This is a genomic window from Streptomyces winkii, from assembly GCF_032248595.1.
GTDB lineage: Bacteria > Actinomycetota > Actinomycetes > Streptomycetales > Streptomycetaceae > Streptomyces > Streptomyces winkii.
Genome location: NZ_JASTTH010000007.1, coordinates 386327 through 411998 on the forward strand (window position 1 = coordinate 386327; position 25672 = coordinate 411998).

The window sequence follows — 25672 nt, forward strand, 5'->3', positions numbered from 1 at the left end:
CGTCAACCACCCACAGGCGGAAGGACGTCCGCACCCGGAGTGTCACCGTCCAGCTGGGCGCCGCTCGCCGAAACCGCGTGACCGCCGAACTCCTTCCGCAGCGCCGCCACCATCTTCATCTGCGGCGAATCCTTCTGCCGCGAGGCGAAGCGCGCGAAGAGCGACGCGGTGATCGCCGGAAGCGGCACCGCGTTGTCGATCGCCGCATCGACCGTCCACCGTCCCTCGCCCGAATCCGCGGCGTAGCCGCGCAGTTCGGCCAGATGCTCGTCCGAGTCCAGCGCCTTGACCGCGAGGTCGAGCAGCCACGAGCGGATGACGGTGCCCTGCTGCCAGGAGCGGAAGACCTCGCGCACGTCCGTCACCGAGTCGACGGCCTCCAGCAGCTCCCAGCCCTCGGCGAAGGCCTGCATCATCGCGTACTCGATGCCGTTGTGGACCATCTTGGCGAAGTGGCCCGCACCGACCTTGCCCGCGTGTACGGAGCCGAACTCGCCCTCGGGCTTGAGCGCGTCGAAGACCGGCTGCACCCGCGCCACGTGCTCGGCCTCCCCGCCGTACATCAGCGCATAGCCGTTCTCCAGGCCCCAGACGCCTCCGGAGACCCCGCAGTCGACGAAGCCGATGCCCTTCGCCGCGAGCTCCTCAGCGTGCTGCTCGTCCTCCGTCCAGCGCGAGTTGCCGCCGTCGACGACGACGTCGCCGGGGGAGAGCAGCTCCGCCAGCTGATCGATCGTCGACTGCGTAGCGGCCCCCGCCGGGACCATCACCCACACCACGCGCGGTCCATCGAGCTTCGTCACCAGCTCCTCGACGCTCCGCACATCCGCGACGTCGGGATTGCGGTCGTATCCGACGACCGTGTGGCCGGCCCGGCGGATGCGCTCGCGCATGTTCCCGCCCATCTTGCCGAGACCGATGAGACCGAGCTCCATCAGGTGCCCCTTCTTTCACGATTCGTACCTGGGCCCGAGCCTACGCCCACAGGGTGACCGCACACCTGTGGGCTCCGGCCGCTCAGACGTGCTGACCTGGGGCGACGGGCCCGCACCCGGCAGACGGCGAGGTCAGCCCGGCAACCGCACGGGCATGCTGCGGCCATGCGAGGAGCAACACCCGCGCTCCCGGTCACAACCTCGCGCCCGGAAGCCCGGTCTGCTCAGCCCGACAACCGCACAGGCATGATCAGGTACTTGTACGCCTCGTCCGCCTCGACGTCCCTCGCGGGCTTGCCGCTCAGCAGCGCCGGCTTCGTCGACGTCGTGAAGGAGAGCTGGGCGACAGGGGAGTCGATCGCGCTCAAACCCTCCAGCAGGAAGCCGGGGTTGAAGGCGATCGAGACGTCGTCGCCCTCCAGCTCCGCGTCCACACGTTCCACAGCCTGTGCATCGTCGCTGGAGCCCGCTTCCAGGGTGAGCACGCCCTGCTCGAAGCTCAGCCTGACCGGGGTGTTGCGCTCGGCGACCAGGGCGACGCGCTTCACGGCCTCCACGAACGGCGCCGTCTCGATCACCGCGACCGAGTTGAACTCCGTGGGGAACAGCGTGCGGTACTTGGGCAGATCACCCTCCAGCAGCCTGGTCGTCGTACGCCGCCCCGCGCCCTCGAAGCCGATCAGCCCCTCGCCCGCGCCCGAACCGGACAGCGCCAGCGAGACGTTGTCGCCGCCGCTGAGCGACTTGGCCGTCTCCAGCAGCGTCTTGGCCGGTACGAGTGCCACCGACGAGGCGTCGGGCGTCTCCGGCTTCCACAGGAACTCCCGTACGGCGAACCGGTACCGGTCCGTCGAGGCCAGGGTGACCATGTCGCCCTCGATCTCGATCCGCACGCCCGTCAGCACCGGCAGCGTGTCGTCGCGGCCGGCGGCGATCGCGACCTGGGAGACCGCGGAGGCGAACACCTCGCCCGGCACCGTGCCGGTGGCCGTGGGCATCTCGGGCAGCGCCGGATACTCCTCGACCGGCAGCGTGTGCAGCGTGAAGCGGGACGAGCCACAGGACACCGTCGCCCGTACACCGTCTGTGGAAATCTCCACCGGCCGGTTGGGGAGAGCGCGGCAGATGTCGGCGAGCAGCCGGCCGGAGACGAGGACCGTGCCCTCCTCCTCGACCTCGCCCTCGACCGAGACCCTCGCCGAGACCTCGTAGTCGAAGCCGGAGAGGCTGAGGGAGCCGTCCTCCGCCTTCAGCAGCAGGCCCGCGAGGACAGGGACGGGCGGACGGGCGGGCAGGCTCTTCGCCGCCCAGGCCACCGCCTCCGCGAGTACATCGCGCTCTACCCGGATCTTCACCTTCAGCCGCCTCCTGCTGTTGCTGGCTGCTCGCCCCTGCTGCCTGTCGTAGTCGGCTCGTTGCCGGGGACCAGTCTGACGTACGGGGCCGACAGTCGGCGCCGGTGTGGGTCAAGTCGTTGCGGGGTGGGTAGGAGAGGGACGTCGTGCGTTGTGCACAGCCCCCACTTCGAAACAGATTCCGCGCTATATATCCGTGGTCGTAGTAGTAGGGGCTGTGGATTCCGTGGAAAAGTCCGTTCCCCCAGCTCAGCGCGCGAATTTTGTCCACCGTCCCTGTGGGTGCGACCAGTGGACGGCCGACGGTTTCTGTGGACAGCGCAAAGTTCTGCACACCCGGTACACAGCCCGCGCCGACTTCCCCACAAGGTCGTGCAGTTCTGTCCCCAGGTTTCCCACAGGGCGAATCGCGATCCGGTGTGACGGCTTTCACTCGGACCAGTGAGCAGGCGCGTTGCGTTGCCGAACAGTGGACAGTGCTGTGGAGAAGCTGGGGACAAGCCGACGGCGGCTGTGGGCGGCCGGTGGACAGAGCCCTCCGCCACCTCAGAGCCCGCCACCCGGTCCACATCCTGTGGACCGGATCCGTTCACAAATCCACACCCTGGTGACCTCCGGGGATGGACGATCAGACGCCTTCCTGTGGACGCGACTTGGGACAGCCGATCCCGCCCACAGGCTGTGGACGCCTCATTCGACTGCGGACTGTGGAACCCGGGGTCCCGGCACGTCGTAATCGAACAGCGAAGAGCCCCCGAGGAGTTGGCTCCAAGGGGGCTCGGGGCTCGTGGCGGGGTGCGGGGCGGCGTGCGGGACCGCGTGAAGCACCGCGCGAGGGCGTGGCCCAAGAGGCGCGCGCTCAGGCGTTCTTGATGCGGTTGGTGAGCTCGGTGACCTGGTTGTAGATGGAGCGCCGCTCGGCCATGAGCGCCCTGATCTTGCGGTCGGCGTGCATCACCGTCGTATGGTCGCGGCCGCCGAACTGGCTGCCGATCTTCGGCAGTGACAGGTCGGTGAGTTCGCGGCACAGATACATGGCGATCTGCCGTGCGGTCACCAGGACGCGGCTGCGGGAGGAGCCGCACAGGTCGTCGACGGTGAGACCGAAGTAGTCGGCGGTCGCGGCCATGATGGCCGACGCGGTGATCTCCGGGGTGGCGTCCTCACCGCCCGGGATCAGGTCCTTGAGGACGATCTCGGTCAGACCGAGGTCCACGGGCTGCCTGTTGAGCGAGGCGAAGGCCGTGACACGGATGAGTGCGCCTTCGAGCTCGCGGATGTTGCGCGAGATCCGGGAGGCGATGAACTCCAGCACCTCGGGCGGTGCGTTGAGCTGCTCCTGCACCGCCTTCTTGCGGAGGATCGCGATCCGCGTCTCCAGCTCCGGCGGCTGCACGTCGGTGATCAGGCCCCACTCGAACCGGTTGCGCAGCCGGTCCTCCAGCGTGATCAGCGCCTTGGGCGGCCGGTCGCTGGAGAGCACGATCTGCTTGTTCGCGTTGTGCAGGGTGTTGAAGGTGTGGAAGAACTCCTCCTGCGTCGACTCCTTGTCGGCGAGGAACTGGATGTCGTCCACGAGCAGGATGTCCATGTCGCGGTAGCGCTTGCGGAACGCGTCCGCCTTGCCGTCGCGGATGGAGTTGATGAACTCGTTGGTGAACTCCTCGGAGCTCACGTAGCGCACGCGCGTGCCGGGGTAGAGGCTGCGCGCGTAGTGCCCGATCGCGTGCAGCAGGTGCGTCTTGCCGAGACCCGATTCGCCGTAGATGAAGAGCGGGTTGTACGCCTTCGCCGGTGCCTCGGCGACGGCGACGGCCGCCGCGTGCGCGAAGCGGTTCGAGGCACCGATGACGAACGTGTCGAAGAGGTACTTCGGGTTCAGCCGCGCGGTCGGCTCGCCGGGCCCGGTGGCGGGAGCCGGCTGCGCGGCGAGCGGGCCCGGGGCGCCGCTGGACGCCGGCAACTGGGACGGGCCGTCGTACCGGGGCGCCGGGGGCTGGCCCTGCGGCGGCACCTGCGCCTGCGGCATCTGGCCCTGGGGAGGCGGCAGTTGCTGCTGCGCCTGGCGCTGGTGCTCGTAGGAGTCGTACGAGGGCCGGGGGCGCTCGTACTGCTGCTGGTGCGGCGGGCGATGCTGGTCGTAGTGCTGCTCGTACGTCTGCTGCTGCGGCTGGTGGTGCTGTTGCGGTTGTGAGTGCCGCTGCTGGGGCTGGGGTTGCTGGCCCTGGGGTCCGTACTGGTCGGGCTGGGGCGGCTGCGGCCAGGCTCCGGGCTGCCGCGGCGCCTCCGGGTACTCGGGGTATGCGGGGCGCGGGCTGGGCAGGTCGGGGTTCTCGTAGCCGTCGTATCTGCCGCCGGTGTAGCCGCTGCTGTCGTACCCGTTGCCGTCGTACGCCCTGTGGTCCTGGTTCGCCGGAGCGCCCGTGCCGTTCTCGTGCGGCGCGGGCGTGTGCTGTTCCGGTACGGACGGGGCGGCCGGCTGAGCGTCCTGGCCCGCCGCGGCCGCGGCGGCAGCAGCGGCGTCCGTGGCCGCCGCCTGAGAGGAGGCATCCGGAGCCGATGCTTCCGGTGCGGGCCCCGTGACGGTGATCGCGAGCCTGATGGGCTGCTGGCACTCCCGGCTGAGAGCATCGCTGATCACCGGGGAGAGACGGCCCTCCAGGACCCCCTTCGCGTACTCGTTCGGCACCCCGAGAAGAGCGGTGCCCGACACGAGGACGAGCGGCTGCGCCTCGCGCAGCCAGCGCTGGTCCTTGGCCTCGACGCCTTGGCCGTCCGAGAGGAGTTGGTCCAGTACTCGTGGCCACACTGCGGCAAGATCGGCAGGCAGGTCAGCCACGGGTCACGCTTCTCTCACTCGCTGGGTGTGATGCTTCGGTGCGGCCGGCCAGATCCCACGAATGTGTGGTTCTGCGGACGGTCGGGAGGGATGGGAAGTTCAGTCACGGTAGTCAGGGCGGCGCACACCATTCAAGTCGTTGTCCACAGGCTGTGCACGAGTGCCGCCCGAGCCCTCCTCGGGCGCCTTCGGCGGGTACGGTCGGTGGTTTGACCGAATGGCGCAGCCCCGCGTACCGTAACGAGGTCGAGTTGTCGACGGCTGCTGCCGCCTGCCTCCGATGGGCAAGTCCGTGAGACTCTTCACGGATCATGAAGCGGTGCACACTCGGGCGTTGCGAGCTACTCGTGGGCGCACGGTGACAGCCTGTCGATACCACACGCCCACCTCCCGCGGTCGCCGTGGGACACGAAGCTTTCCTGGAGCCCCCGAGTGAGCAAGCGCACCTTCCAGCCGAACAACCGCCGCCGCGCGAAGACCCACGGCTTCCGGCTGCGCATGCGGACCCGTGCCGGCCGCGCGATCGTTGCGAACCGCCGCAGCAAGGGTCGCAGCCGCCTGTCGGCCTGAGCGGCCCGACCTCCGGTCCATGACGTGCTGCCTACCGAGAACCGGCTGAGGCGGCGCGAGGACTTCGCGGCCGCGGTTCGCCGAGGACGCCGGGCGGGCCGCCCGCTTCTCGTCGTCCACCTTCGCAGCAACAGCAGCTCATCGGACCCGCACGAGGCGGGGGGAGACGGTCCCCCCGCCCGTGCGGGTTTCGTCGTGAGCAAGGCCGTCGGCAACGCGGTCGTCCGCAACCGCGTCCGGCGCCGGCTCCGGCATCTGATGCGCGAGCGATTGACCGCGTTGCCCCCAGGTAGCCTGGTTGTCGTACGGGCGTTGCCGGGCGCGGGTGAAGCAGTCCATGACGAGCTGGTGCGCGACCTGGACGCCGCTTTGAGGCGGCTGCTTGGAAGGCCTCCGTCATGAAGTACCCGCTGCTGTGGTTGATCAAGTTGTATCAGTGGACCATCAGTCCGATGCTCGGGCCGGTGTGCCGGTACTACCCGTCGTGTTCGCACTATGGCTACGGAGCCATCGAGCGGCACGGCGCTGTGAAAGGGACGGCGCTGACGGCCTGGCGCATTCTGCGCTGTAACCCGTGGTCCCCCGGAGGCGTCGACCACGTCCCCGCCCGGAAGCATCCGGTTTGGCACCAGCGGCTGCGTTACCGCTGGCAGCAGTACCGGACCGAGTCCAACGCCCAAGGAGCCTGATGAACTTCCTGGACACGATCCTGAGTCCTCTCTATACCGCTGTCTCCTGGATCATTGTCCAGTTCCACTCGCTGTTCAGCCTGGTCTTCGACCAGAGCAGCGGCTGGGCCTGGGGTCTGTCCATCTTCTTCCTGGTGGTGCTGATCCGGATCTGCCTGATCCCGCTCTTCGTGAAGCAGATCAAGTCGACCCGGAACATGCAGGCGCTCCAGCCGAAGATGAAGGCGATCCAGGAGCGCTACAAGAGCGACAAGCAGCGTCAGTCCGAAGAGATGATGAAGCTGTACAAGGAGACGGGCACGAACCCGCTCTCCAGCTGCTTGCCGATCCTGGCGCAGTCGCCGTTCTTCATCGCGCTCTTCCAGGTGCTGAACCACATCGCGAACAACCGGCCCGTGGGCGTCCTCACCGCGGAGCAGGTGGACAGCGCCCGTAACGCATCGGTCTTCGGTGCCCCGATCGCGGCGAAGTTCCTGGACAGTGCGGACAAGGTCGCCGAGCTCGGCGCCGTGCTGACGGATGTGCGGGTCGTCACAGTCGTCATGATCGTCATGATGTCGGCGTCGCAGTTCTACACGCAGCGCCAGCTGATGACGAAGAACGTCGACCTGACGGTGAAGACGCCGTTCATGCAGCAGCAGAAGATGCTGATGTACGTCTTCCCGATCATGTTCGCCGTCTTCGGCATCAACTTCCCCGTGGGTGTTCTCGTCTACTGGCTGACCACCAACGTCTGGACGCTCGGGCAGCAGATGTTCGTGATCAAGCGCAATCCGACGCCGGGTTCCCTCGCGTACAAGCAGCGGCAGGAGAAGCTGCGGGCCGCGGGCAAGCTGAAGGAGGACCCGAAGGAGGTCGAGGCGCGGGAGGCCGCGGAGGCGGCGCGCACCCGGCGTCAGCAGCCCAAGCGGCAGTCGAAGTCCCAGCGCCAGCAGGGCCGGCCGTCCAGCGGATCGGCGTCGCTGACGAAGCAGGACGCGGATGAGGACGAGGCTTCGGACTCGGGCTCGGGTTCAAGCTCGGCTTCCGGGTCCGGCGGGGCAGCGGGGCAGCAGGCCAAGAAGGCCGGGCAGAAGTCCGGCCAGAAGGCAGGACAGAAGAAGTCGGGGCAGCAGCGCAAGGGTGGCGCGCAGCGTCCCAAGCATCCCTCCAAGAAGTAGCGAGAAGGAGCCCACGGCGTGACGGAGACGACGGACACGGACACGGCTGGCACGACTGCCGAGGAGGAGACGGACACGCTGTCCCATCTGGAGCAGGAGGGCGAGATCGCGGCCGACTACCTTGAGGGCCTTCTCGACATCGCCGATCTCGACGGTGACATCGACATGGATGTCGAGGCCGACCGCGCCGCCGTGTCGATCATCAACGAGGGGTCCAGCCGTGAGCTTCAGAAGCTGGTGGGCCGCGACGGCGAGGTGCTGGAGGCGCTCCAGGAGCTGACGCGGCTCGCGGTGCACCGGGAGACGGGCGACCGCAGCAGGCTGATGCTGGACATCGCCGGCTTCCGGGCGCGGAAGCGTGAGGAGCTCGCGGAGCTCGGCGCCAAGGCGGCCCAGGAGGCGAAGAGTTCCGGGGAGCCCGTGAAGCTGCGGCCGATGACTCCTTTCGAGCGCAAGGTCGTCCATGACGCGGTCAAGGCGGCCGGGCTGCGCAGCGAATCCGAGGGCGAGGAGCCGCAGCGCTGCGTGGTCGTGCTGCCGTGACCGATGGTTCGGTGGGACAGGCCGGGCCGCCCGAGGGTGGCCCGGCGGAGTTCAGTGAGCTCTCTGAGCTCGCGCGGCCGCCGGAAGCGGCCCGGAAGCTGTTCGGCAAGCAGCTTCCCGACGTCGAGCGCTACGCGGAGTTGCTCGCGGACGTGGGCGTGCGGCGTGGCCTGATCGGGCCGCGGGAGGTCCCGCGGTTGTGGGAGCGGCATCTGCTGAACTGCGCGGTCCTCTCGGAGATCGTCCCGGAGGGCGTGACGGTCTGTGACGTCGGTTCGGGGGCCGGACTGCCGGGCATTCCCCTCGCCCTCGTACGCCCTGATCTCGACATCACGCTGCTGGAACCCCTGCTGCGGCGGACGACGTTCCTTGAGGAGGTCGTCGAGCTGCTGGGACTGGAGCACGTGTCCGTCGCGCGTGGCCGCGCGGAGGAGATGCTCGGGGCGCTGCAACCTGTTCATGTTGTGACCGCGCGGGCGGTGGCCCCGCTGGACCGGCTCGCGGGCTGGGGCATCCCGTTGCTTCGCCCGTACGGAGAGATGCTCGCGATCAAGGGCGACACTGCCGAGGAGGAGCTGAAGGGCGCTCGGGACGCGCTGCACAAGCTCGGAGTTGTGGACACCTCGGTGGTGCAAGTTGGCGCCGGCGTGGTGGATCCGCTCTCGACGGTTGTACGGGCCGAGGTCGGCGAGAGCCCGGGGGGTGTGCGTTTCGCTGCGCGTCGGGCGAAAGCGCAGAAGGCGCGAGGGCGCTCGGCACGGAGTGGACGACGCAGGCGCTGACATCCGCAGAACGGGATGTCCGTTTACTCCAAAAAAGCTCTTAAGACTATGCGTTACGGTGTGTCGTCCTGGTGTGCGGTGCCCGAGTGTGCATCGTGTTTCACGTGAAACGCCGCTCTCTCTTGCAAGGAATCATCAGCCGAGGTCGCGCTCAAGCCGCACAACGCGACCGGAAATCTTCGTCCAAGCCCCGCTCCCCGGTGGATTCATCCACAACTGAGCGGGGCTCGCTGGTTCATGACACCGAAAGCATGGCAGGCTCTGTTCAGCACGAGCCTTATGTCGAGGAGAGTGAACCGTTGCGGTCCGACGCCAATACCGCGGGACCGATGGCCGACCCGGTCCCCGGCCCCCGTTCAGAATCGGTGGATGTTTCACGTGAAACTCCGCCTCCCATGGACGATACGCCGATCGGTCGCGCCGCCCAGCAGGCGGTAGAGGCGATGAACCGTGCCGGCGAAGGCCTCCCGAGGCCCGAGCAGACACGGATCATGGTCGTGGCCAACCAGAAGGGTGGAGTCGGGAAGACCACCACCACCGTGAACTTGGCCGCCTCCCTGGCCCTGCACGGTGCCCGAGTCCTCGTGATCGACCTTGACCCCCAGGGAAATGCGTCGACGGCCCTGGGAGTCGACCATCATTCGGAAGTGCCGTCGATCTACGACGTCTTGGTCGAAAGCATGCCGCTGTCTGACGTCGTCAAGCCGGTACCGGACGTGGAAGGGCTCTTCTGCGCACCCGCCACTATCGATCTCGCCGGTGCGGAGATCGAATTGGTGTCGCTGGTGGCACGGGAGAGCCGCCTCCAGCGCGCGCTGAGCGCGTATGAGCAACCGCTGGATTACGTGCTGATCGACTGCCCACCCTCGCTGGGTCTGCTGACGGTCAACGCGTTGGTCGCCGGTGCCGAGGTGCTCATCCCGATCCAGTGCGAGTACTACGCACTCGAGGGTCTGGGCCAGCTTCTCCGGAACGTCGATCTGGTGAAGGGGCACCTCAATACCCGGCTGCACGTCTCGACGATCATCCTCACCATGTACGACGGCCGGACGCGACTCGCATCGCAAGTCGCGGACGAGGTGCGCAGCCACTTCAGTGCCGAGGTGTTGCGGACCAACATCCCGCGGTCCGTGCGGATCTCGGAGGCTCCCAGTTATGGGCAGACGGTCTTGACCTACGATCCTGGTTCGAGCGGCTCGCTGTCCTATCTGGAGGCGGCTCGTGAGATCGCGCTGCGCGATCCGAATGTGCAGCAGCGCCACGAGGAGTCGGTTCAGCAGTTGCAGCAACAGCAGAACAGCAACATGCCGGAGGGGACGCAGTGAGTGATCGACGCAGGGGGTTGGGCCGGGGTCTTGGTGCCCTGATCCCGGCGGCGCCGGGATCAGCGACGGATGAGGGAAGTCCGTCCGATGCCAACGGTGTTACGTCTCCGAGTGCTGTCCCCGTCATCCCGCCGGACCGTGGAGTCGCCGCCGCCAAGGTGACGGCGCTGCCCGACAGCGAGGCTCGGGACGATGTTCCACGTGAAACGTCGCCCACGAACGGGGCCGACGGCGCGGTGTCCACGAGTGAAGCCGTGCCCGTCGGGGCGCACTTCGCTGAGGTGCCACTGGAGGCCATCACACCCAACCCGCGTCAGCCACGTGAGGTCTTCGACGAGGACGCGCTGGCGGAGTTGGTCACCTCCATCAAGGAAGTGGGACTCCTCCAGCCCGTCGTCGTACGGCAGTTGGGGCCCGAGCGCTACGAGCTCATCATGGGCGAGCGGCGCTGGCGGGCATGCCGTGAGGCCGGCCTTGAGCGCATTCCGGCGATCGTCCGGGCGACCGACGACGAGAAGCTGCTACTGGACGCGCTTCTGGAGAACCTCCACCGGGCGCAGCTGAACCCGCTGGAGGAGGCGGCCGCTTACGACCAGCTTCTGAAGGACTTCAACTGCACGCACGACCAGCTCGCCGACCGCATCGGCCGGTCGCGTCCGCAGGTGTCCAACACGCTGCGGCTGCTGCGTCTTTCACCGTCGGTGCAGCGGCGTGTGGCGGCCGGAGTTCTCTCGGCTGGACATGCGCGTGCGTTGTTGTCGGTGGAGGACGGAGAGGAGCAGGACCGCCTCGCCCACCGCATCGTCGCCGAGGGCCTATCGGTGCGGGCGGTGGAGGAGATCGTCACGATGACGGGCTCGTCCCCGAAGAGCGCCTCGAAGCCGAAGGGGCCTCGCGCGGGAAGGCGCGTCTCCCCCGCGCTCGATGAATTGGCCGGCCGCCTTTCGGACCGCTTCGAGACCCGAGTGAAGGTGGACCTAGGGCAGAAGAAGGGCAAGATCGTCGTCGAGTTCGCATCGGTCGACGATCTAGAGCGCATCCTCGGTCAGCTGGCCCCCGGTGAGGGCCGCGTGCTGGGACAGCAGTTGTCGGCGGAGACTGACGACACCGACTCGGAGGAGAGCGAGGACTGAGCCCTTGGCCGGCAGCCGCGAGCGCGGCGGTCGTCGGATTCACCGATACCGGCCCGCAAGAACCGGACCTCATGTCGCCCCATGGATACGATGGATCCATGGGGCGACAGCTCGTTCCGCTCACACTGGACAACCTCACGGATCTTCCCGGGCGTTGCCGCGCCTGCGTGTTCTGGGAGCTTGATCCCGTCAGCGGAGAGGCCGCGGTGCGAGCCGGACGGCCGGAAGTTGAGAAGGAGTCGTGGATCTCCGCCGTGCTGCTGGAGTGGGGGTCCTGCGGACGCGTGGTCTACGTGGACGAGAAGGCGGTGGGCTTCGTCCTGTACGCGCCTCCTGCGTACGTCCCACGCTCGTTCGCGTTCCCGACGAGTCCCGTCTCCCCCGACGCGGTTCAGCTCATGACGGCGTGGCTGATGCCGGAGTACCAGGGGCAGGGGCTGGGACGCGTCATCGTGCAGACGGTGGCGAAGGATCTGCTCCGGAGAGGCTTCAAAGCCATTGAGGCTTTCGGGGACGCGCGCTGGAGCGATCCTGCGTGTCTGGTGCCGGCGGACCATCTCTTGTCGGTCGGCTTCAAGACCGTCCGACCGCACCACAACTTCCCGCGGATGCGGCTTGAGTTGCGCTCGACGGTCTCCTGGCGCGAGGACGTGGAGCGGGCGCTCGATCAACTGCTGGGGGCGGTGCAGAAGGACCGCGTGCTTCGGCCTCTGTGACCGAGCGGGAGCACTGTCGATGAGAAGCGGGCGCGGGGCGTCGGCGGCCGCGGTCATGTTTCACGTGAAACGGCCCGGCGTCTGTACGCCGGGCCGTTTCCTTGGGGGCTGTCGTCGACGGCGGGCGCCGTCGCAGCCACTCAGCCGATGAACTCGGCGAGGTCCTTCTCGATGGCCGCCCGCGGCTTCGCGCCGACGATGGTCTTGACGACCTCGCCGCCCTTGTAGACGTTCATGGTCGGGATCGACATGATCCCGTACTTGGCGGCGACAGCCGGGTTCTCGTCGATGTTGAGCTTCACGACGGTCAGCTTGTCGCTGTTCTCGTCCGCGATCGCCTCAAGGGAGGGGGCGATCTGACGGCACGGACCGCACCAGGCAGCCCAGAAGTCGACGAGCACAGGCTTGTCGCTCTTGAGCACGACTTCTTCGAAGTCGGCGTCGGTTGCGGTCACGGTGGCACCGGCCATTGTGGTTCTCCTCGTTTCCTTGTGATGGTGCGGGTGATGCGTGGATGTCTGTTGCTGTGCGGCAGCGGTCCTCAGACCACCGCGGTCTCGGCCGCCTCCTGGGCTTCCTCGGTCTTCTCCGGCTCTGCCGGTTCGGCGCTGCCGTCGACCTGGGCGGCGAGGTAGCGCTCGGCGTCGAGGGCGGCGGAGCAGCCGGTGCCCGCCGCGGTGACAGCCTGCCGGTAGGTGTGGTCGACGACGTCTCCGGCGGCGAAGACTCCGGGGATGTTGGTGCGGGTGGAGGGGGAGTCGACCTTCAGGTAGCCCTCGTCGTCCAGAGCGAGGATGCCCTTGAAGAGCTCGATGCGCGGGTCGTGGCCGATCGCGACGAACAGGCCCGTCACCGGGAGCTCGGAGGTGGCGCCGGTCTTGGTGTTGCGGAGGGTCAAACCGGCCAGCTTGCCGTCCTTCTCGTGGATCGTGGCGACCTCGCTCTCCCAGGCGAAGCTGATCTTCGGGTCCGCGAAGGCGCGCTCCTGCATCGCCTTGGAGGCACGCAGGGCGTCGCGGCGGTGGACGACGGTGACGGTGTTGGCGAACCGGGAGAGGAACGTCGCCTCCTCCATCGCCGTGTCGCCACCGCCGACGACGGCGATGTCCTGGTTGCGGAAGAAGAAGCCGTCACACGTGGCGCAGTAGGAGACGCCGCGGCCGGACAACTCCTCCTCGCGGGGCAGTCCCAGCGCGCGGTACGCGGAGCCCGTACTGACGATCACTGTGCGGGCGCGGTAGACCGTCCCGGCCGAATCCGTCACGGTCTTGATCTCACCGGAGAAGTCGACGGCGGTCACATCGTCCGGCACCAGCTCGGCGCCGAAGCGCTCCGCCTGGCCGCGCATCTGATCCATGAGTTCCGGGCCCATGATGCCGTCCGTGAAGCCCGGATAGTTCTCGACCTCGGTGGTGTTCATCAGAGCACCGCCCGCTGTCACGGACCCCTCGAAGACCAGCGGCTTCAGCGACGCCCGCGCCGTGTAGAGCGCGGCAGTGTAGCCGGCTGGCCCTGAGCCGATGATGATCACGTTACGGACGTCGCTCACGGGAGTCTTCCTTGTCTGCCGACTGCTTTCCGGTCTGTGAGGTTCTCACCCCACCCAACGGATCCTAGGGGGCAGACATTCCCGGTGGTGCCGCCCGTCAGGCGCCGTCACCACCGCGTGTCATCGACGCGTGTAGGTATGCCTGGTGAGCACGTCTCCGGGGCCGCTGCCCTCATCCGTGACGCAGGACGGGTCGATGACGTACGCGTCCACGCGCTTCGGATCGTCCTGGTGCGGAAGGACGACGAGAAAGGCTGTGCCGCCCTTGTACGGGGCGTGCTCGTCGATGGCGAGCGGCTTCTCCGTACGGTCCATGCCCGCACGTACACAGGACGGCACCGATGTGGTGCCTCCCGCGAGCGGACTGTTCCCGGGGCTCGCCTTCGTCTTGAGGTCCCCTGTCGGGGAGCCGTCGGCTCCCCCGGAGGACTCCCCGGACTCATGCTCCGCGAGTAGACCCTGAACGTGCTTCTCGAGTTCGCTTCCGGCGGTGTCACGCTCTTGCTTGCCGGGTTCGGACGCGGCGCTGGGTGGCGGGGAGTCGTTCATCGTTTGGACGACGAGTCCGCCGAGCCCGAGCGCGACTACTGCGCCCGCACCTGCCAGAAGCGCGGAGCGCCACCGGCGCGCCCGCCGGGCTGGACGGTGCCGTCCCGGACCGCTGCTGCCGCCCCCGGGGCGGCCCGCAGGCCGATCGGCCACACGGCGGGAGACGCCGGTTTCACGTGAAACGACGGTAGCGGGGTCTCGGCGGGGCGCTGATTCGCGTACGGGCCTCGCGTACCGGTCGCCATAGGCGCCGGCGTCCGTGGTTTCACGTGAAACAACGGAGGGGTCGGCCTGAGACGAGGCAAGCAGAGCTTCTGCGGAGAGAGCGGCGTCGAGCCGGTTCGCGATGTCGGCAGGCATGGGCGGCGGGGTGGGGAGTGACCCCAGCGTCCCGCGGATCTCCTCCAGCGACGTGCGTACGTCCGCGCAGAGGCGGCAGGCGGCCAGGTGCGCATGGAGGGCGGAGGCACGATCCGGGGGAAGCAGGTCCTCGTTGAGTGCGGAGATCTCCGCGACGTCCGGATGGCCGTCGGTGCTGCGCGCGCCGGACGTGAAAGGGGTGGATGTCATGTGTGCTCTCCTCCTCCCTTCACGGCTCCGGGTCGTTGCGTGACGCCTTCCTGCGGTGGGACGGATGGCCCACGGGTCCGGTTCCTTCCCGTCTCCTGTTGTGAGCCGCTCCTCTCCTCTCCGCCGGGGCGCAGATGTGTGACGAGGGGCAGCAGCCGGGCACGTCCACGGGCGCACCGGCTTTTCACCGTGCCGACGGCGATCCCGAGAACCTCGGCGGCCTCGGCGACCGGATATCCCTGCATGTCGACGAGTACGAGGGCGGCGCGCTGCTCTGCGGGGAGCTGTGAGAGCGCGGAGACGAGTTGCCGGTTCAGGTCGCGGCGTTCGGCGGGAAGCGCCGCTGACTCGTGCGGTTCGAGCAGGAGATCCAGGCGCTCGGTGTCGTCGGTGAGCTGTGTCCGACGAGAGGCGGCCTTGCGTGCACGGTCGAGGCACGCGTTGACGGTGATGCGGTGCAGCCATGTCGTGACGGCGGACTGGCCGCGGAAGGTGTGAGCCGCGCGGTAGGCGGAGATGAGAGCGTCCTGCACGGCGTCGGCTGCCTCTTCGCGGTCTCCGAGGGTGCGTATCGCCACCGCCCAGAGCCGGTCGCGGTGCCGGCGGACGAGCTCGCCGAAGGCTTCGGGGTCGCCGTCGACGTGCCGCGCGAGCAGCTCGCGGTCGTTCGGTGCGTCGGACCCCGGGGCCTGACCCGGAACCGGGGCCCGCCCCGATCTGTCGCCCGTCGCCGGGCCACTTCGACCGTGTCTGGGGCGGCGGCGCATTCGCTTGCCGCCGCTGTCGTCGCTCACCGTCGGACGCCTCCCGTCATCCTCGCCCGCCGGCTGTGCCGTGCGTCAGTGTCGAGGGATCAGCTCATTACCTGGATCTCTGTGATCCGGCCACGGTAGTTGCCGTCGTCCGAGAGCGGGAGCTTGGTGAGCCATACCAATACGTATTGAGTCCTGATCGGCTTCTTCGCCTTGAGGGTCAGATGCTGCCCTGTGCCCTCGCTGACCTTGCTGAATCCGTCGAGCGCGGTCGGCATCGCGGTGGTGCTCCGGTGGGCGGCGAGGAAGTTGGCCGTAGTGGCGCCCATGAAGTCGACCTTGACCGAGCTCACCTGCTGCGGCTTGCCGAGATCGAGGACGATGCCGGCGCCGGGCTTGAGGTTTCCGAAGTCGGGGCGGCCGTAGTACTTCTGCGTCAGCCAGTACGTGTTGGGAGATCCGTCGTAGGCGTCGGGGACCTTGGCCGGGTTCTCACTGCCGTTGCCGCCGGGGGGCGGGTCGAAGTCCTTGGCGTCCACGATCTTCACGGGCTTGCCGACCGCACCGGTCTCGTCGTTGCCGTGCGTCTGGCCCGACTCCTCGCCCCGCGGGTTGTCGCCCTTGAGGAGCGTGTCGGCGACCTGCCAGCTGCCCAAGCCGAGGGCGGCGATGAGAAGGGCGGAGACGCCCCACTTGAGGATCTTGCCCGTACGCCCCGGAAGAGCCGGAGGTGTGCCCGGCGACCCGGGCTCCGCGACGCCGGACGCAGGGCGGGCGTGCCCGCCCTGCCCGTACCCACCCTGCTGGTAGCCGGCGCGCTGGTACGGCCGAGGCGAGTTGAAGCTTTGCTCCGGCGGGCGGATGCGCGGCAGCGCCGAGGCGGCCTTGGCCAGCTCCTCAGGCGTGGCGCAGGGCTGCTCCTGGCTGGAGGCGGTGGCGCCGTCGTTGACGAGCGCGCGCATCGCGAGCTGGGAGAGGCCGCGGTGCACTCCGGCGCGTACCTGGTCCGGTGCGACGAGCGTGCGCTTCGCGAGGGAGCCGACGCCGCTGAGCCCGTACGCGTCCTCCTCGTACGGCCAGCGCTGGGTCAGCGCGGCATAGAGCAGCGCGCCGATGCCTTCGGTGTCGGCGCGCTGCGGGGTGTCGCTGCTGATGCCGCGCAGGGCGGCGCTCACGGCGAGCCCGCGGATGCGGTACTGCCCGGAGCCGGTGCGCAGGACCGTGCCGGGCGTCAGGCGCAGGTGAGCCAGCCCCTCGCGGTGTGCGGCGGCCATGGCCTGGGAGAGCTGGGTGACGAGCACATGGGCGTCGTGCGGTTCGAGCGCGCCTGCGGCGAGGATGTCGCTGAGCGGTGTGGCGTCGGGAAGCCACTCGTGGACGACGTAGACGAGATCGTGGTCCTCCACGGCGTCGAGCACCTGGACGAAGCGCGGATCGCCGAGAAGCGCCGAGGAGCGTGCCGCGGACAGCACCGTACGGGCACGAGGGTGGCCCGCCGGGAGGACGTGGACGCCGACGGCCCGGCGCAGTTTCTCGTCGACCGCACGCCAGCTGCTGAATCCGTCCAGACGGGTGACGCACTCCTCCAGACGGTACCGGCGTGCGAGTTTGTGGCCGCTGTGCAGCTCCGGGGGTGCGGGAGTCTCCGCCGGGCCTGGAGCGGGGCCTTCGTGGACGCTGGCGTGGCCCGCGTCGGGGCCGTACTGCTGCGCCTGGGCCGGGGACTGTGGCCGGCCCTCCGGGGGCGTGGCCTCGCGTCCGCCTCCGCCACTGACGTCACTTCCGTTGCCGGCGGTGTCGCTGTCCTGGCTGTCCTGGCTGCCACGGATGGTGGTGGGGGCGTCTGATCTCGTGTCCTCAGGGGGCCGGTCGCTGCCGCTCTGCCCGTCCGTCGCGCTGTCGACGCTGGCCTTGTCCGACCGGGCGGTGAGTGCTTCCTCGTCACCGCTGTTCTCAGCCACGCCGACGGCAGCTGTGCTCCGTTCCGCCACCGTCGTTCCTGCCTCCCCAATTCATTGCAGCCACTCTGTGAAACAGCTCAACAATTGTGCCCACAGTCCGCCGCTATGCACGACACGCAGTGGCCGCGGATGGTTGTACGGTCAGCGCCCGAGACGGGCACGCACCATACCGACCATGGCTGTCATCTCCGCGATCCGCATCCTCTTCGCGGCTAGGACGAAAACGACGGCCAATGCGATCCCTCCAGCGACCAGCGAAGCCAGCGAGCCGAGCGTTCCGCTGCCGAGAGCCACGGTGCTGCCGTACACGGCGGCACCTGCGACGACAGTGGCAGGCACGGCGGCACCGGCGAGCCTGATGTACGTACGCAGCACGTGCGCGGTGTCCAGATCGCCGCCCAGCCGGAGACGTAGGCGCCGCCATGCGATACCGACGCCGACGACGTAGGCGAGCCCGTAAGAGGCGGCCATGCCGACCACGGCCCAGCGGGCGGGCATCAGCAGGAAGCAGGCGGACGAGGCCACGGCGTTGGCGACGGCCACGACGACGGTGTTGAAGAACGGAGTCCGGGTGTCCTCGTACGCGTAGAAGGCGCGCAGCACCACGTACTGCACCGAGAACGGGATGAGGCCCACTCCGAACGCCATCAGCGCGTACCCCATGGAACGGGCCGCGTCGATGCCGGAGGGCCCGTAGATCAGGGTGCACATGGGCACGCCCAGGGCCAGGAAGCCGAAGGCGATGGGGACGATGGCGACCGCGGAGTTGCGCAGGCCCTGCGAGATGTCGTCGCGCACGGCGCCGGTGTCGCCGTCGCTGGCCGCGCGCGAGAGCCGCGGCAGCAGGGCCGCCATCACGGAGACGGTGATGATCGCCTGCGGCATGTTCCAGATCAGCTGCGCCTGCGAGTACGCGGTCCAGCCGGCGCCGGCGTGGCCCTCCGCGGCCGCCGACTCCTGTGCCCAGGTGGAGAGTTGGGTGACGACGAGGACGCCCGCCTGGTTGGCCAGGACGAACAGGACCGTCCACTTGGCGAGCTTCGCGGCCTTGCCGAGGCCGTGGCCGCGCCAGTCGAACCGGGGCCGGATGCGGAAGCCGGAGGCCCGCAGGTACGGGATCATCGCGAGTGCCTGCACGACGAGCCCGAGGAGCGTGCCGATGCCCAGCAGCCGCACGCCCTCCGGCGGGATGTTGGCGACGGTCAGGCCGGAGTCGTCGGCGGAGCCGTAGACCCACAGGAAGGCGCCGACGGTGGCCATGATGACGATGTTGTTCAGGACGGGCGTCCACATCATCGCGCCGAACCGGCCGCGGGCGTTGAGGATCTGACCCATCACCACGTGGATGCCCATGAAGAAGATGGACGGCAGGCAGTAGCGGACGAAGGTGACGGTGACCTCGTTCGCCTCCGGGTTCTCCGCGAGCCGCACCGACATGAGCCGTACCAGCAGGGGAGCGGCGAGCACCGCGAGGACGGTGAGCGAGCCGAGGATGACGGTGACAAGGGTCAGCAGGCGGTTCGCGTAGGCCTCGCCGCCGTCGCCGTCTTCCTTCATGGCACGGACGAGCTGCGGGACGAAGACGGAGTTCAGGCCGCCGCCGACGGTGAGGATGTACAGCATCGTCGGGAGGGTGATGGCCAGTTGGTAGGTGTCGCCGAGTACGGCGGCGCCGATGGCGGCGACGACCATCGCCGAGCGGATGAAGCCGGTCAGGCGGGAGGCCATCGTGCCCGCGGCCATGATGGCGCTGGAGCGCAGCAGTCCGCCGGCTCTGGCGCCTCCCCCGGGCTTCGGCGCGGGCTCCTCGGCGGTCTCGTGTGCGGGGGCGGACGCGTCGGGCTCCGGGGGCGGCGGCGTCACCTCGGCGGGCGCGGCGTGTGCGGCCTCGAATCCCGCGCCCAGGCCGGGGCCGGCGGGCTCCTCGTCCGGGAGCGGCTGACGGCCCTCGTACGGGCCGGAACCGGACGTGTGCGGCTGCTGTGCGGGCGCGCTCTCGGAGCGCGGCTGCGGCGGTGCCGCGGGGCTGTGGGCGGCCTGCGACCGGCCCTGGTCGCGGAAGAGGTGGGCGAAGGCGTCCTCGGGATCGCGGCCCTCGGAGCTCACCTGCGGCGCCGGGTCCTCGTGGTGCGTGCCGGAGGGCGGCGTTCCGTCCCGGCGGTCCTGGCCGGAACCGCCGTCGTTGTCGGCGCGTGAGCGGCTGAGGAGCCCGTCCAGGCCCGTGTACTGGACGGTCGCCGGGTCGTCGCCGTAGGGCAGATGACGGGAGGGCCCGTCCGGCTCGGGCGCGGGAGGGGGCGCCCAGCGCCGCGGATCGGGCGCGTCGGGGCCGGGCTCCGGCTGCTCGTAGAGCGCCTGCGGGTCCGGGAGGGTGCCGGGCGGCGGCGGAGGATCGGCGGCGTGGTCGTTGAGGGCCTCGCTCACCGGGTCCTTGGCTGCGGGGTCGCGGTCCTGGTACGGGTCGCGCGCGTAGGCGTCCCGCACGTACGGGTCCTCCGGCTGGTGCGAGCCGTCACCGGCGGCGTGGCTGCCCCGGTCACCGTCGTGCGGCGCATTCATCGCTACCTACCCCTGCCCCTGCTGCTCGCAAGCTGACTCAACGGTCCACTTTCTCACCCGCGCCGGGAACGCTTCCGCTTCCGCCGGCGGTGTCGGCACCGGCGCCCGCGCCCGCGGGCTCGTCGGACGTTGTGGACGCGGTGGAGTCCGCCGGGGCGGTCCCGACCGGTTCCGCTCCGGGCGCGGACGGCAGGTCCTGGCCCTCCGGTTCGTCCGGCTCGTCCGCCCCTTCAGGCCCGTCCGTGCTGGTGCTTCCGACAGCCGGAGACGCCTGGGCCGCGGCTTCCGGTTCTCCGGGGGCGCCCTCGTCCTTCGCCGTCCGCTCGGCGCCGAGGTCCGCTGCCTCTTCCGCGTCCGAGTCCGCATCCGAGGCGGTGCCGGCCGCGCCCTCGTCCGTACCGGACGGGTCCTGGTCGTGACCCGTGCCGTTCCGCTTCCGCGTCGTGTACATCCGCACCCCGGCGAGCACCACGAGCAGCACGCCGCCCGCGATCACGAGCAGCACCGTCGACGTGATCGAAGTGACGTTCACCTGGAAGACCATGCGCTTCCCGTACGGCTTGCCGTCCTTCGTGTAGAGCTGGGCCTCGACGAACGCACGGCCGTTGGCCTTCGCGGTCGTCGAGAACTTCACGGACTGGCTGTGCTCGCCGTCGATCTTGACGGCCTGTCCCTCGCCGACGTCGAGTCCGATGCGGCGCCGGGACTTCAGACGCAGCTCCAGACCGTCGACGCCCTGCACGAGGTTGTTCTGCACCGTCACCGGAATCGTGGCGCTGCGCCCGGAGAGGGTGATGGGCGACTTCTGGATGAGGTGGACCTCCTTGGTCAGCCCCACCAGGTAACTGCGCACGCCGTCCCGGTAGTTCGCCGCACCCTCGGGGTCCCCGCGCCAGGACGCGGACTCGCCGCGCTCCACCGCGCTGCCGAACGGCGTCACCACGCGGTCCTCGCGCGTGAGGATCTTCTTGAAGTCGCCGACGAGCCGGCTGGTGTCCTGCACGTGCCGGTACGCCTCCGTGGGCAGCTCCTGGCGCCGCAGCGACGCCGGGTACTGACTGCCGCTCGGCACCCGGCGGTTGGCACCGGGGTCGGGCTTGGCCTTGGCCGCCTCCGACAGGTCGCTGCCCTCGGCCCAGCGGCCGTCCTTCTGGAGGGAGCTGAGTGCCAGCGCCATCGCCTGTGCCTGGTCGGCGGTCGGCGTGCGCTGCGGGGCGACGAGGATCGTGCGCTGTTTGTTGGGCACCTGCGCCGTGATGGCCTGGGTCTCGCCGAGGAAGCGCTGCACCGCCCGCGACGTCGCGCCCGGCCGCGTCATGTCGCCGTCGAATGCCTTGGACAGCCCGGCGTCGGCGACGAGGGCCGTGTTCCCGCCCCCGATGGGACGAGCCGACGTCGGCGTGTACGACAGCGCGGTGTCCCGGAGGCTGTCGCTGCGCGCGATGACGTTGTGAGCGCCCGCGGACGTCGCCACGTCCACGATGCTCGGGTCGACGGCGCCCTCCACGGGCCAGGCGTAGTCGGTGCTGGGCTTGGTGTGGAGGATCGACTCGACCGTGGTCTTGGCCCGCCTCGTGGCGGATCCGAGGTCCCCCAGCGCGCCCGGGACGCTCCTGCCGCGGTGTGCCAGCGAGGCGACGTCCTGGTCGGCGAAAGGCAGCGTCGCGACCTCCTCGCCCTTCACGGCGTTCTGGAGGTCCATGAGCCACTGCTTCGCGTACGCCTGGCCCTTGCCCGCGACCGTGCCGCCGCCCTTCTTCTGCACGCGGTACCTCTCGGTCATCGCGGTGACCGTGGCGAGCAGGTCGGGGTCGATCATCCACGTGATCGGAAGGTCCTTGCCGAGGTTGACCATCTGCTGGAGGCGCCCGCCCGGTGCCAGCTCCTTGGCGAGGTGGTCGTTGCGGAAGACGGGCGTCTGCTCCTCGTCGGACTGCGTACGCGCGGTCAGATGCGAGGAGGAGATCAGCGGCCAGAGGTAGGTCAGCCCGGTCTTGTTCTCCGCGTCTGAGGTCTGCCAGGGCAGGAAGCTCCGCTCGATGCCGAGGATCTGGTCGTACGGGCGCTCCCGCGTCTGCCCGGTGAGCGTGACGCCCAGCTGGTACACGCCCGCGGAGCGCATCTTGAGGGCGCTGACGGGCAGTTTGAGCTTGAAGGAGCGGCGGATGCCGGGGCGCATGCTGCCGACCTTCGCCGTCGCGCGCTTCCCGTCGACCTTCTCGCCGTCCGCGCCCGGCAGATAGTCCTTGCGGCCCGCGTTCTGCTCGAGCGCGCCGCGGCTGTTCACGCCGGGACCGATGCGCAGGCCGATGCTGCCGTCGGTGATGGGCGAGCGTCCCTTGTTGGTGACCGTGCCGGTGACGCTGAGCGTGTCGCCCTTCTGCGGGGTGGCGGGCGAGAGGGTGTTGATGGAGATGTCGGCCGTACGGGAGCCGCTGCCCGTACGCCCCGGGGACGCGGCGCCGTTGGCCGCGGAACGCGCCTGGATCTGCGGGGCTGCGGCCGGTGTGCCCCGGGTGCCCGCCGCGGCGGCCGGACCGGGCAGCAGACCGCCGATGAGGGGCCCGGTCACGAGCAGGACGGCGGTGGTTCCCCGCAGCCACCGACGGGCGGGAGCGGTCGGGGTGCCCTGGTTCTCAGCCGCCTCGGCCACGCGCTCGTCCGTCCTCGTGTCGTCGTGGATGCGTCTCGCTGGTCTGATGGTAACGATGCCCTGAGGAGGCACGTGCCGCGGTGTACGTCACATGATCGCCCGGAGTTGTGACCAGGCGCAGGGCGGTGCGTGGGGGTGGCAACGTACCCTGTGCTGTCGTGCCGAACGCCAATGATGACATCCAGCCGACTCCGTCCGCCCGTCCCGCCGAGGAGCAACTCAACGCGGCACAGCGCCGCGCGGTGAGCGAGCTGCTGCGGGTGTCCCCCGTCGCCGACGACCTGGCACGCCGCTTCCAGGACGCCGGCTTCCGGCTGGCACTGGTCGGCGGCTCGGTGCGGGACGCGTTGCTGGGCCGGCTCGGCAACGACCTGGATTTCACCACCGACGCGCGTCCCGAGGACGTACTGCGCATCGTCCGGCCGTGGGCCGACGCCGTGTGGGAGGTCGGCATCGCCTTCGGGACGGTGGGCTGCCAGAAGAAGTCCCGCGAGGGCGGAGAGACACGCACCTTCCAGATCGAGGTCACCACGTACCGCTCGGAGGCCTACGACCGCACCTCGCGCAAGCCCGAGGTGTCGTACGGCGAGTCCGTCGAAGAGGACCTGGTGCGTCGCGACTTCACGGTCAACGCGATGGCCGTGGCGCTGCCGGAGAAGAGGTTCATCGACCCGCACGGCGGTCTGGAGGATCTGGCCCGCCGCGTTCTGCGCACCCCCGGGGCGCCGGAGACGTCGTTCTCCGACGACCCTCTGCGGATGATGCGTGCGGCGCGCTTCGCGGCGCAGCTGGACTTCACCGTGGCCGACGACGTGCTCGCCGCGATGAAGGAGATGGCGGGCAGGCTCGGCATCGTCTCCGCGGAGCGCGTGCGGGACGAGCTCAACAAGCTGCTGCTCGCCCCCCGGCCGGTGAAGGGGATCCGGCTCCTCGTCGAGACCGGGCTCGCGGACCAGGTGCTGCCGGAGATCCCGGCGCTGCGTCTGGAGCGGGACGAGCACCACCGCCACAAGGACGTCTACGAGCACTCGCTGACCGTCCTGGAACAGGCCATCGACCTGGAGGACGAGGGTCCCGACCTGACGCTGAGGCTGGCCGCGCTGCTGCACGACATCGGCAAGCCGAGGACGCGGCGGTTCGAGCCCGATGGCCGCGTCTCGTTCCATCACCACGAGGTGGTGGGCGCGAAGATGACGAAGAAGCGCATGGCCGCGCTCAAGTACTCCAACGAACTGGTGAAGGACGTCTCCCGGCTCGTGGAGCTGCATCTGCGCTTCCACGGCTATGGCACGGGCGAGTGGACCGACTCCGCGGTGCGCCGCTACGTACGGGACGCGGGACCCTTGCTGTCCCGGCTGCACAAGCTGACGCGCTCGGACTGCACGACGCGGAACAGGCGCAAGGCGGGCGCGCTCTCGCGTGCGTACGACAGCCTGGAGGAGAGGATCGCGCGGCTTCAGAAGCAGGAGAGGCTGGATGCGATCCGCCCCGACCTCGACGGCAACGAGATCATGTCCGTGCTCGGTGTGAAGCCGGGACCGGTGGTCGGCCGGGCGTACAAGCATCTGCTGGAGCTCCGGCTGGAGCACGGGCCGCTGGAGCACGACGAGGCCGTCGCGGCCCTCAAGGAGTGGTGGGCCGCGCAGAACTGAGCGCGGGAGTCAGAGCGCGCCGGGCGGAGCGGGCGGAGGTGCCGGCGAGGACAGCTCGCTCAGAGCAGGCTGGGAGCGTTTCACGTGAAACATCAGCCAGGCGACTCCCGCGTACACGAGGGCAACGCCGAGGACGAGCGCGACCGAGCGCCCGTCCGGCGGAAGTATCAGTGCGGCCACTCCCGCGGCAGCCACGAACGCGACGTTGAAGAGCATGTCGTAGAGCGAGAAGACCCGTCCCCGGTAGGCGTCCTCCACCGTCGACTGCACCGCGGTGTCCGCGGTGATCTTCGAGCCCTGGGTGACGAGTCCGAGTACGAAGGCCGAGAGCAGGATCGGCACGGGGGCGAAGGTCAGCCCGAGCGCCGGTTCCAGCACGGCCGCAGCGGCCGCGCACATGGCAAGCCAACCGAAGCGGCCCGATCGTTCGACGCCCCAGGGCGTGAGAACGGCCGCCGCGAAGTAGCCGAGCCCGGAGGCCGCGACGGCCAGCCCTAGCAGCTTCAGGCCGGCACCCATGTCCACCGCTTCGACGGCGTCCCCCACCTTGCCGTCGCTGCCCCATGCGTAGCGGCACAGCATCAGCACCATCACCGTCAATGCGCCGTAGCAGAACCGCATCAGCGTCATCGCCGAGAGCGCGTATGCGGCGGTGTGCCGCTGCCGTAGATGCCGCAGGCCGTCGGAGAGGCCACGGGTGGTGGTCGCGAGCGTCGTCAGCAGCCGCAGTTGTACGCGCCGGGCGTCCGGGTCCGGGCCGAGCCGGTCCCGGCCCATTCGCAGGGCGGCGGCACCGGCGAGAAGGTAGACGACCGCGCCGATGAGGACCACCCAGGCGTTGGTTGCGCGTCCGCCGTCGGGTGAGGCCAGCCTGACCGCGAAGGCGATGCCGCCCCCTGCGGTGGCGGCGAGCGTTCCGGCCGTCGGGGAAAGGGAGTTGGCCATCACGAGGCGGGCGTCGTCCACGACGCGGGGAAGCGCGGCGGAGAGGCCGGCGAGGATGAAGCGGTTCACGGCGGTTACGGAGAGAGCCGAGAGGTAGAAGAGCCAGGCGGGGACGGCGCCCAGCACCAGAGCCGCGGTGATGGCGGCGAGCACCGCGCGCAGGAGGTTGCCGTGGAGAAGTACCTGCCGTCTGCGCCACCGGTCGAGCAGCACGCCCGCGAACGGGCCGAGGAGCGAGTACGGGAGCAGCAGTACGGCCATCGCGGAGGCGATGGCCGCTGGTGATGCCTGGTTCTCGGGAGAGAAGACGACGTAGGCGGCGAGGGCGACTTGGTAGATGCCGTCGGCCAGTTGGGAGAGCAGACGCACCACGAGCAGCCGCCGGAAGTCGGGGAATTCCAGCAGGGTGCGGAGATCTCCGGCGACGCTCATGGC

The 25672-nt window shown here is 69.4% G+C and carries 22 protein-coding genes; 11 read left to right on the top strand and 11 right to left on the bottom strand.

Annotated features, from left to right (window positions below; all coding sequences use genetic code 11):
- Positions 1 to 2 precede the first annotated feature (2 nt).
- From gnd to dnaA, 3 genes are all read right to left on the bottom strand, one after another.
- Positions 3 to 935, bottom strand: a complete 933-nt coding sequence (gnd, locus tag QQM67_RS23130) for a phosphogluconate dehydrogenase (NAD(+)-dependent, decarboxylating) (RefSeq protein ID WP_314176014.1) — start codon at positions 933 to 935, stop codon at positions 3 to 5.
- Positions 936 to 1159: 224 nt separating this feature from the next.
- Complete coding sequence (dnaN, locus tag QQM67_RS23135) at positions 1160 to 2290, bottom strand: DNA polymerase III subunit beta (protein WP_314176016.1); 1131 nt, start codon at positions 2288 to 2290, stop codon at positions 1160 to 1162.
- Positions 2291 to 3149: 859 nt separating this feature from the next.
- Positions 3150 to 5129, bottom strand: a complete 1980-nt coding sequence (gene dnaA, locus QQM67_RS23140) for a chromosomal replication initiator protein DnaA (RefSeq protein WP_314176018.1) — start codon at positions 5127 to 5129, stop codon at positions 3150 to 3152.
- A 432-nt stretch (positions 5130 to 5561) separates the two neighbouring features.
- Here dnaA and rpmH point away from each other — a divergent pair, with 432 nt between their 5' ends.
- The 9 genes from rpmH to QQM67_RS23185 all read left to right on the top strand — a co-directional run bounded on the left by rpmH (position 5562) and on the right by QQM67_RS23185 (position 12047).
- Positions 5562 to 5699 (top strand): 50S ribosomal protein L34, encoded by a 138-nt coding sequence (gene rpmH, locus QQM67_RS23145; protein WP_027748981.1) that lies wholly within the window; start codon positions 5562 to 5564, stop codon positions 5697 to 5699.
- A gap of 24 nt (positions 5700 to 5723) precedes the next feature.
- Positions 5724 to 6101, top strand: coding sequence for a ribonuclease P protein component (gene rnpA / locus QQM67_RS23150; RefSeq protein ID WP_314176021.1), 378 nt, complete (start codon positions 5724 to 5726; stop codon positions 6099 to 6101).
- The gene (gene yidD, locus QQM67_RS23155) at positions 6098 to 6388 is read left to right on the top strand and encodes a membrane protein insertion efficiency factor YidD (protein WP_314176022.1); all 291 of its coding nucleotides are present in this window, start codon (positions 6098 to 6100) and stop codon (positions 6386 to 6388) included. Before rnpA ends, yidD begins: the two co-directional genes overlap by 4 nt.
- Positions 6389 to 6396: 8 nt before the next feature.
- On the top strand, positions 6397 to 7548 hold the full coding sequence (gene yidC, locus QQM67_RS23160) for a membrane protein insertase YidC (protein WP_314176205.1): 1152 nt from the start codon (positions 6397 to 6399) through the stop codon (positions 7546 to 7548).
- An 18-nt stretch (positions 7549 to 7566) separates the two neighbouring features.
- Positions 7567 to 8091 (top strand): Jag family protein, encoded by a 525-nt coding sequence (locus QQM67_RS23165; protein ID WP_314176024.1) that lies wholly within the window; start codon positions 7567 to 7569, stop codon positions 8089 to 8091.
- Positions 8092 to 8102: 11 nt separating this feature from the next.
- Complete coding sequence (gene rsmG / locus QQM67_RS23170; protein ID WP_314176206.1) at positions 8103 to 8873, top strand: 16S rRNA (guanine(527)-N(7))-methyltransferase RsmG; 771 nt, start codon at positions 8103 to 8105, stop codon at positions 8871 to 8873.
- Between the two features lie 251 nt (positions 8874 to 9124).
- Complete coding sequence (locus QQM67_RS23175) at positions 9125 to 10198, top strand: ParA family protein (protein ID WP_314176026.1); 1074 nt, start codon at positions 9125 to 9127, stop codon at positions 10196 to 10198.
- Positions 10195 to 11331 carry a ParB/RepB/Spo0J family partition protein gene (locus QQM67_RS23180; protein WP_314176028.1) on the top strand — a complete coding sequence of 379 codons (1137 nt, stop codon included), beginning with the start codon at positions 10195 to 10197 and terminating at the stop codon, positions 11329 to 11331. Before QQM67_RS23175 ends, QQM67_RS23180 begins: the two co-directional genes overlap by 4 nt.
- A 98-nt stretch (positions 11332 to 11429) precedes the next feature.
- A complete protein-coding gene (locus tag QQM67_RS23185; protein ID WP_314176030.1) occupies positions 11430 to 12047 on the top strand; it encodes a GNAT family N-acetyltransferase in 618 nt (205 codons plus the stop codon).
- Between the two features lie 140 nt (positions 12048 to 12187).
- Here the strand turns inward: QQM67_RS23185 and trxA are convergent, their stop codons facing one another.
- The 3 genes from trxA to QQM67_RS23200 all read right to left on the bottom strand — a co-directional run bounded on the left by trxA (position 12188) and on the right by QQM67_RS23200 (position 14145).
- Positions 12188 to 12517, bottom strand: coding sequence for a thioredoxin (gene trxA, locus QQM67_RS23190; protein WP_314176032.1), 330 nt, complete (start codon positions 12515 to 12517; stop codon positions 12188 to 12190).
- 71 nt (positions 12518 to 12588) lie between these two features.
- Complete coding sequence (gene trxB / locus QQM67_RS23195) at positions 12589 to 13596, bottom strand: thioredoxin-disulfide reductase (protein WP_314176035.1); 1008 nt, start codon at positions 13594 to 13596, stop codon at positions 12589 to 12591.
- A 120-nt stretch (positions 13597 to 13716) separates the two neighbouring features.
- Positions 13717 to 14145: a hypothetical protein gene (locus tag QQM67_RS23200; protein ID WP_314176036.1), complete on the bottom strand. Its 429-nt coding sequence runs from the start codon at positions 14143 to 14145 to the stop codon at positions 13717 to 13719.
- Between the two features lie 3 nt (positions 14146 to 14148).
- On the opposite strand from QQM67_RS23200, the gene QQM67_RS23205 reads away from it, so the two are divergent.
- Entirely contained in the window at positions 14149 to 14325 is a 177-nt protein-coding gene (locus QQM67_RS23205) for a hypothetical protein (protein WP_314176037.1), read from the top strand.
- Between the two features lie 386 nt (positions 14326 to 14711).
- Here QQM67_RS23205 and sigM read toward each other — a convergent pair whose 3' ends face one another.
- From sigM to QQM67_RS23225, 4 genes are all read right to left on the bottom strand, one after another.
- Positions 14712 to 15509 (bottom strand): RNA polymerase sigma factor SigM, encoded by a 798-nt coding sequence (gene sigM, locus QQM67_RS23210; RefSeq protein WP_314176038.1) that lies wholly within the window; start codon positions 15507 to 15509, stop codon positions 14712 to 14714.
- Between the two features lie 59 nt (positions 15510 to 15568).
- A complete protein-coding gene (locus tag QQM67_RS23215) occupies positions 15569 to 17458 on the bottom strand; it encodes a hypothetical protein (RefSeq protein WP_314176039.1) in 1890 nt (629 codons plus the stop codon).
- Between the two features lie 111 nt (positions 17459 to 17569).
- On the bottom strand, positions 17570 to 19987 hold the full coding sequence (gene murJ / locus QQM67_RS23220) for a murein biosynthesis integral membrane protein MurJ (RefSeq protein ID WP_314176040.1): 2418 nt from the start codon (positions 19985 to 19987) through the stop codon (positions 17570 to 17572).
- A 37-nt stretch (positions 19988 to 20024) separates the two neighbouring features.
- On the bottom strand, positions 20025 to 22640 hold the full coding sequence (locus QQM67_RS23225) for a DUF6049 family protein (RefSeq protein WP_314176042.1): 2616 nt from the start codon (positions 22638 to 22640) through the stop codon (positions 20025 to 20027).
- A 158-nt stretch (positions 22641 to 22798) separates the two neighbouring features.
- Here QQM67_RS23225 and QQM67_RS23230 point away from each other — a divergent pair, with 158 nt between their 5' ends.
- Complete coding sequence (locus tag QQM67_RS23230; RefSeq protein ID WP_314176044.1) at positions 22799 to 24292, top strand: CCA tRNA nucleotidyltransferase; 1494 nt, start codon at positions 22799 to 22801, stop codon at positions 24290 to 24292.
- 9 nt (positions 24293 to 24301) lie between these two features.
- Here the strand turns inward: QQM67_RS23230 and QQM67_RS23235 are convergent, their stop codons facing one another.
- The gene (locus QQM67_RS23235; protein ID WP_314176046.1) at positions 24302 to 25669 is read right to left on the bottom strand and encodes an MFS transporter; all 1368 of its coding nucleotides are present in this window, start codon (positions 25667 to 25669) and stop codon (positions 24302 to 24304) included.
- Between the last annotated feature and the right edge of the window lie 3 nt (positions 25670 to 25672).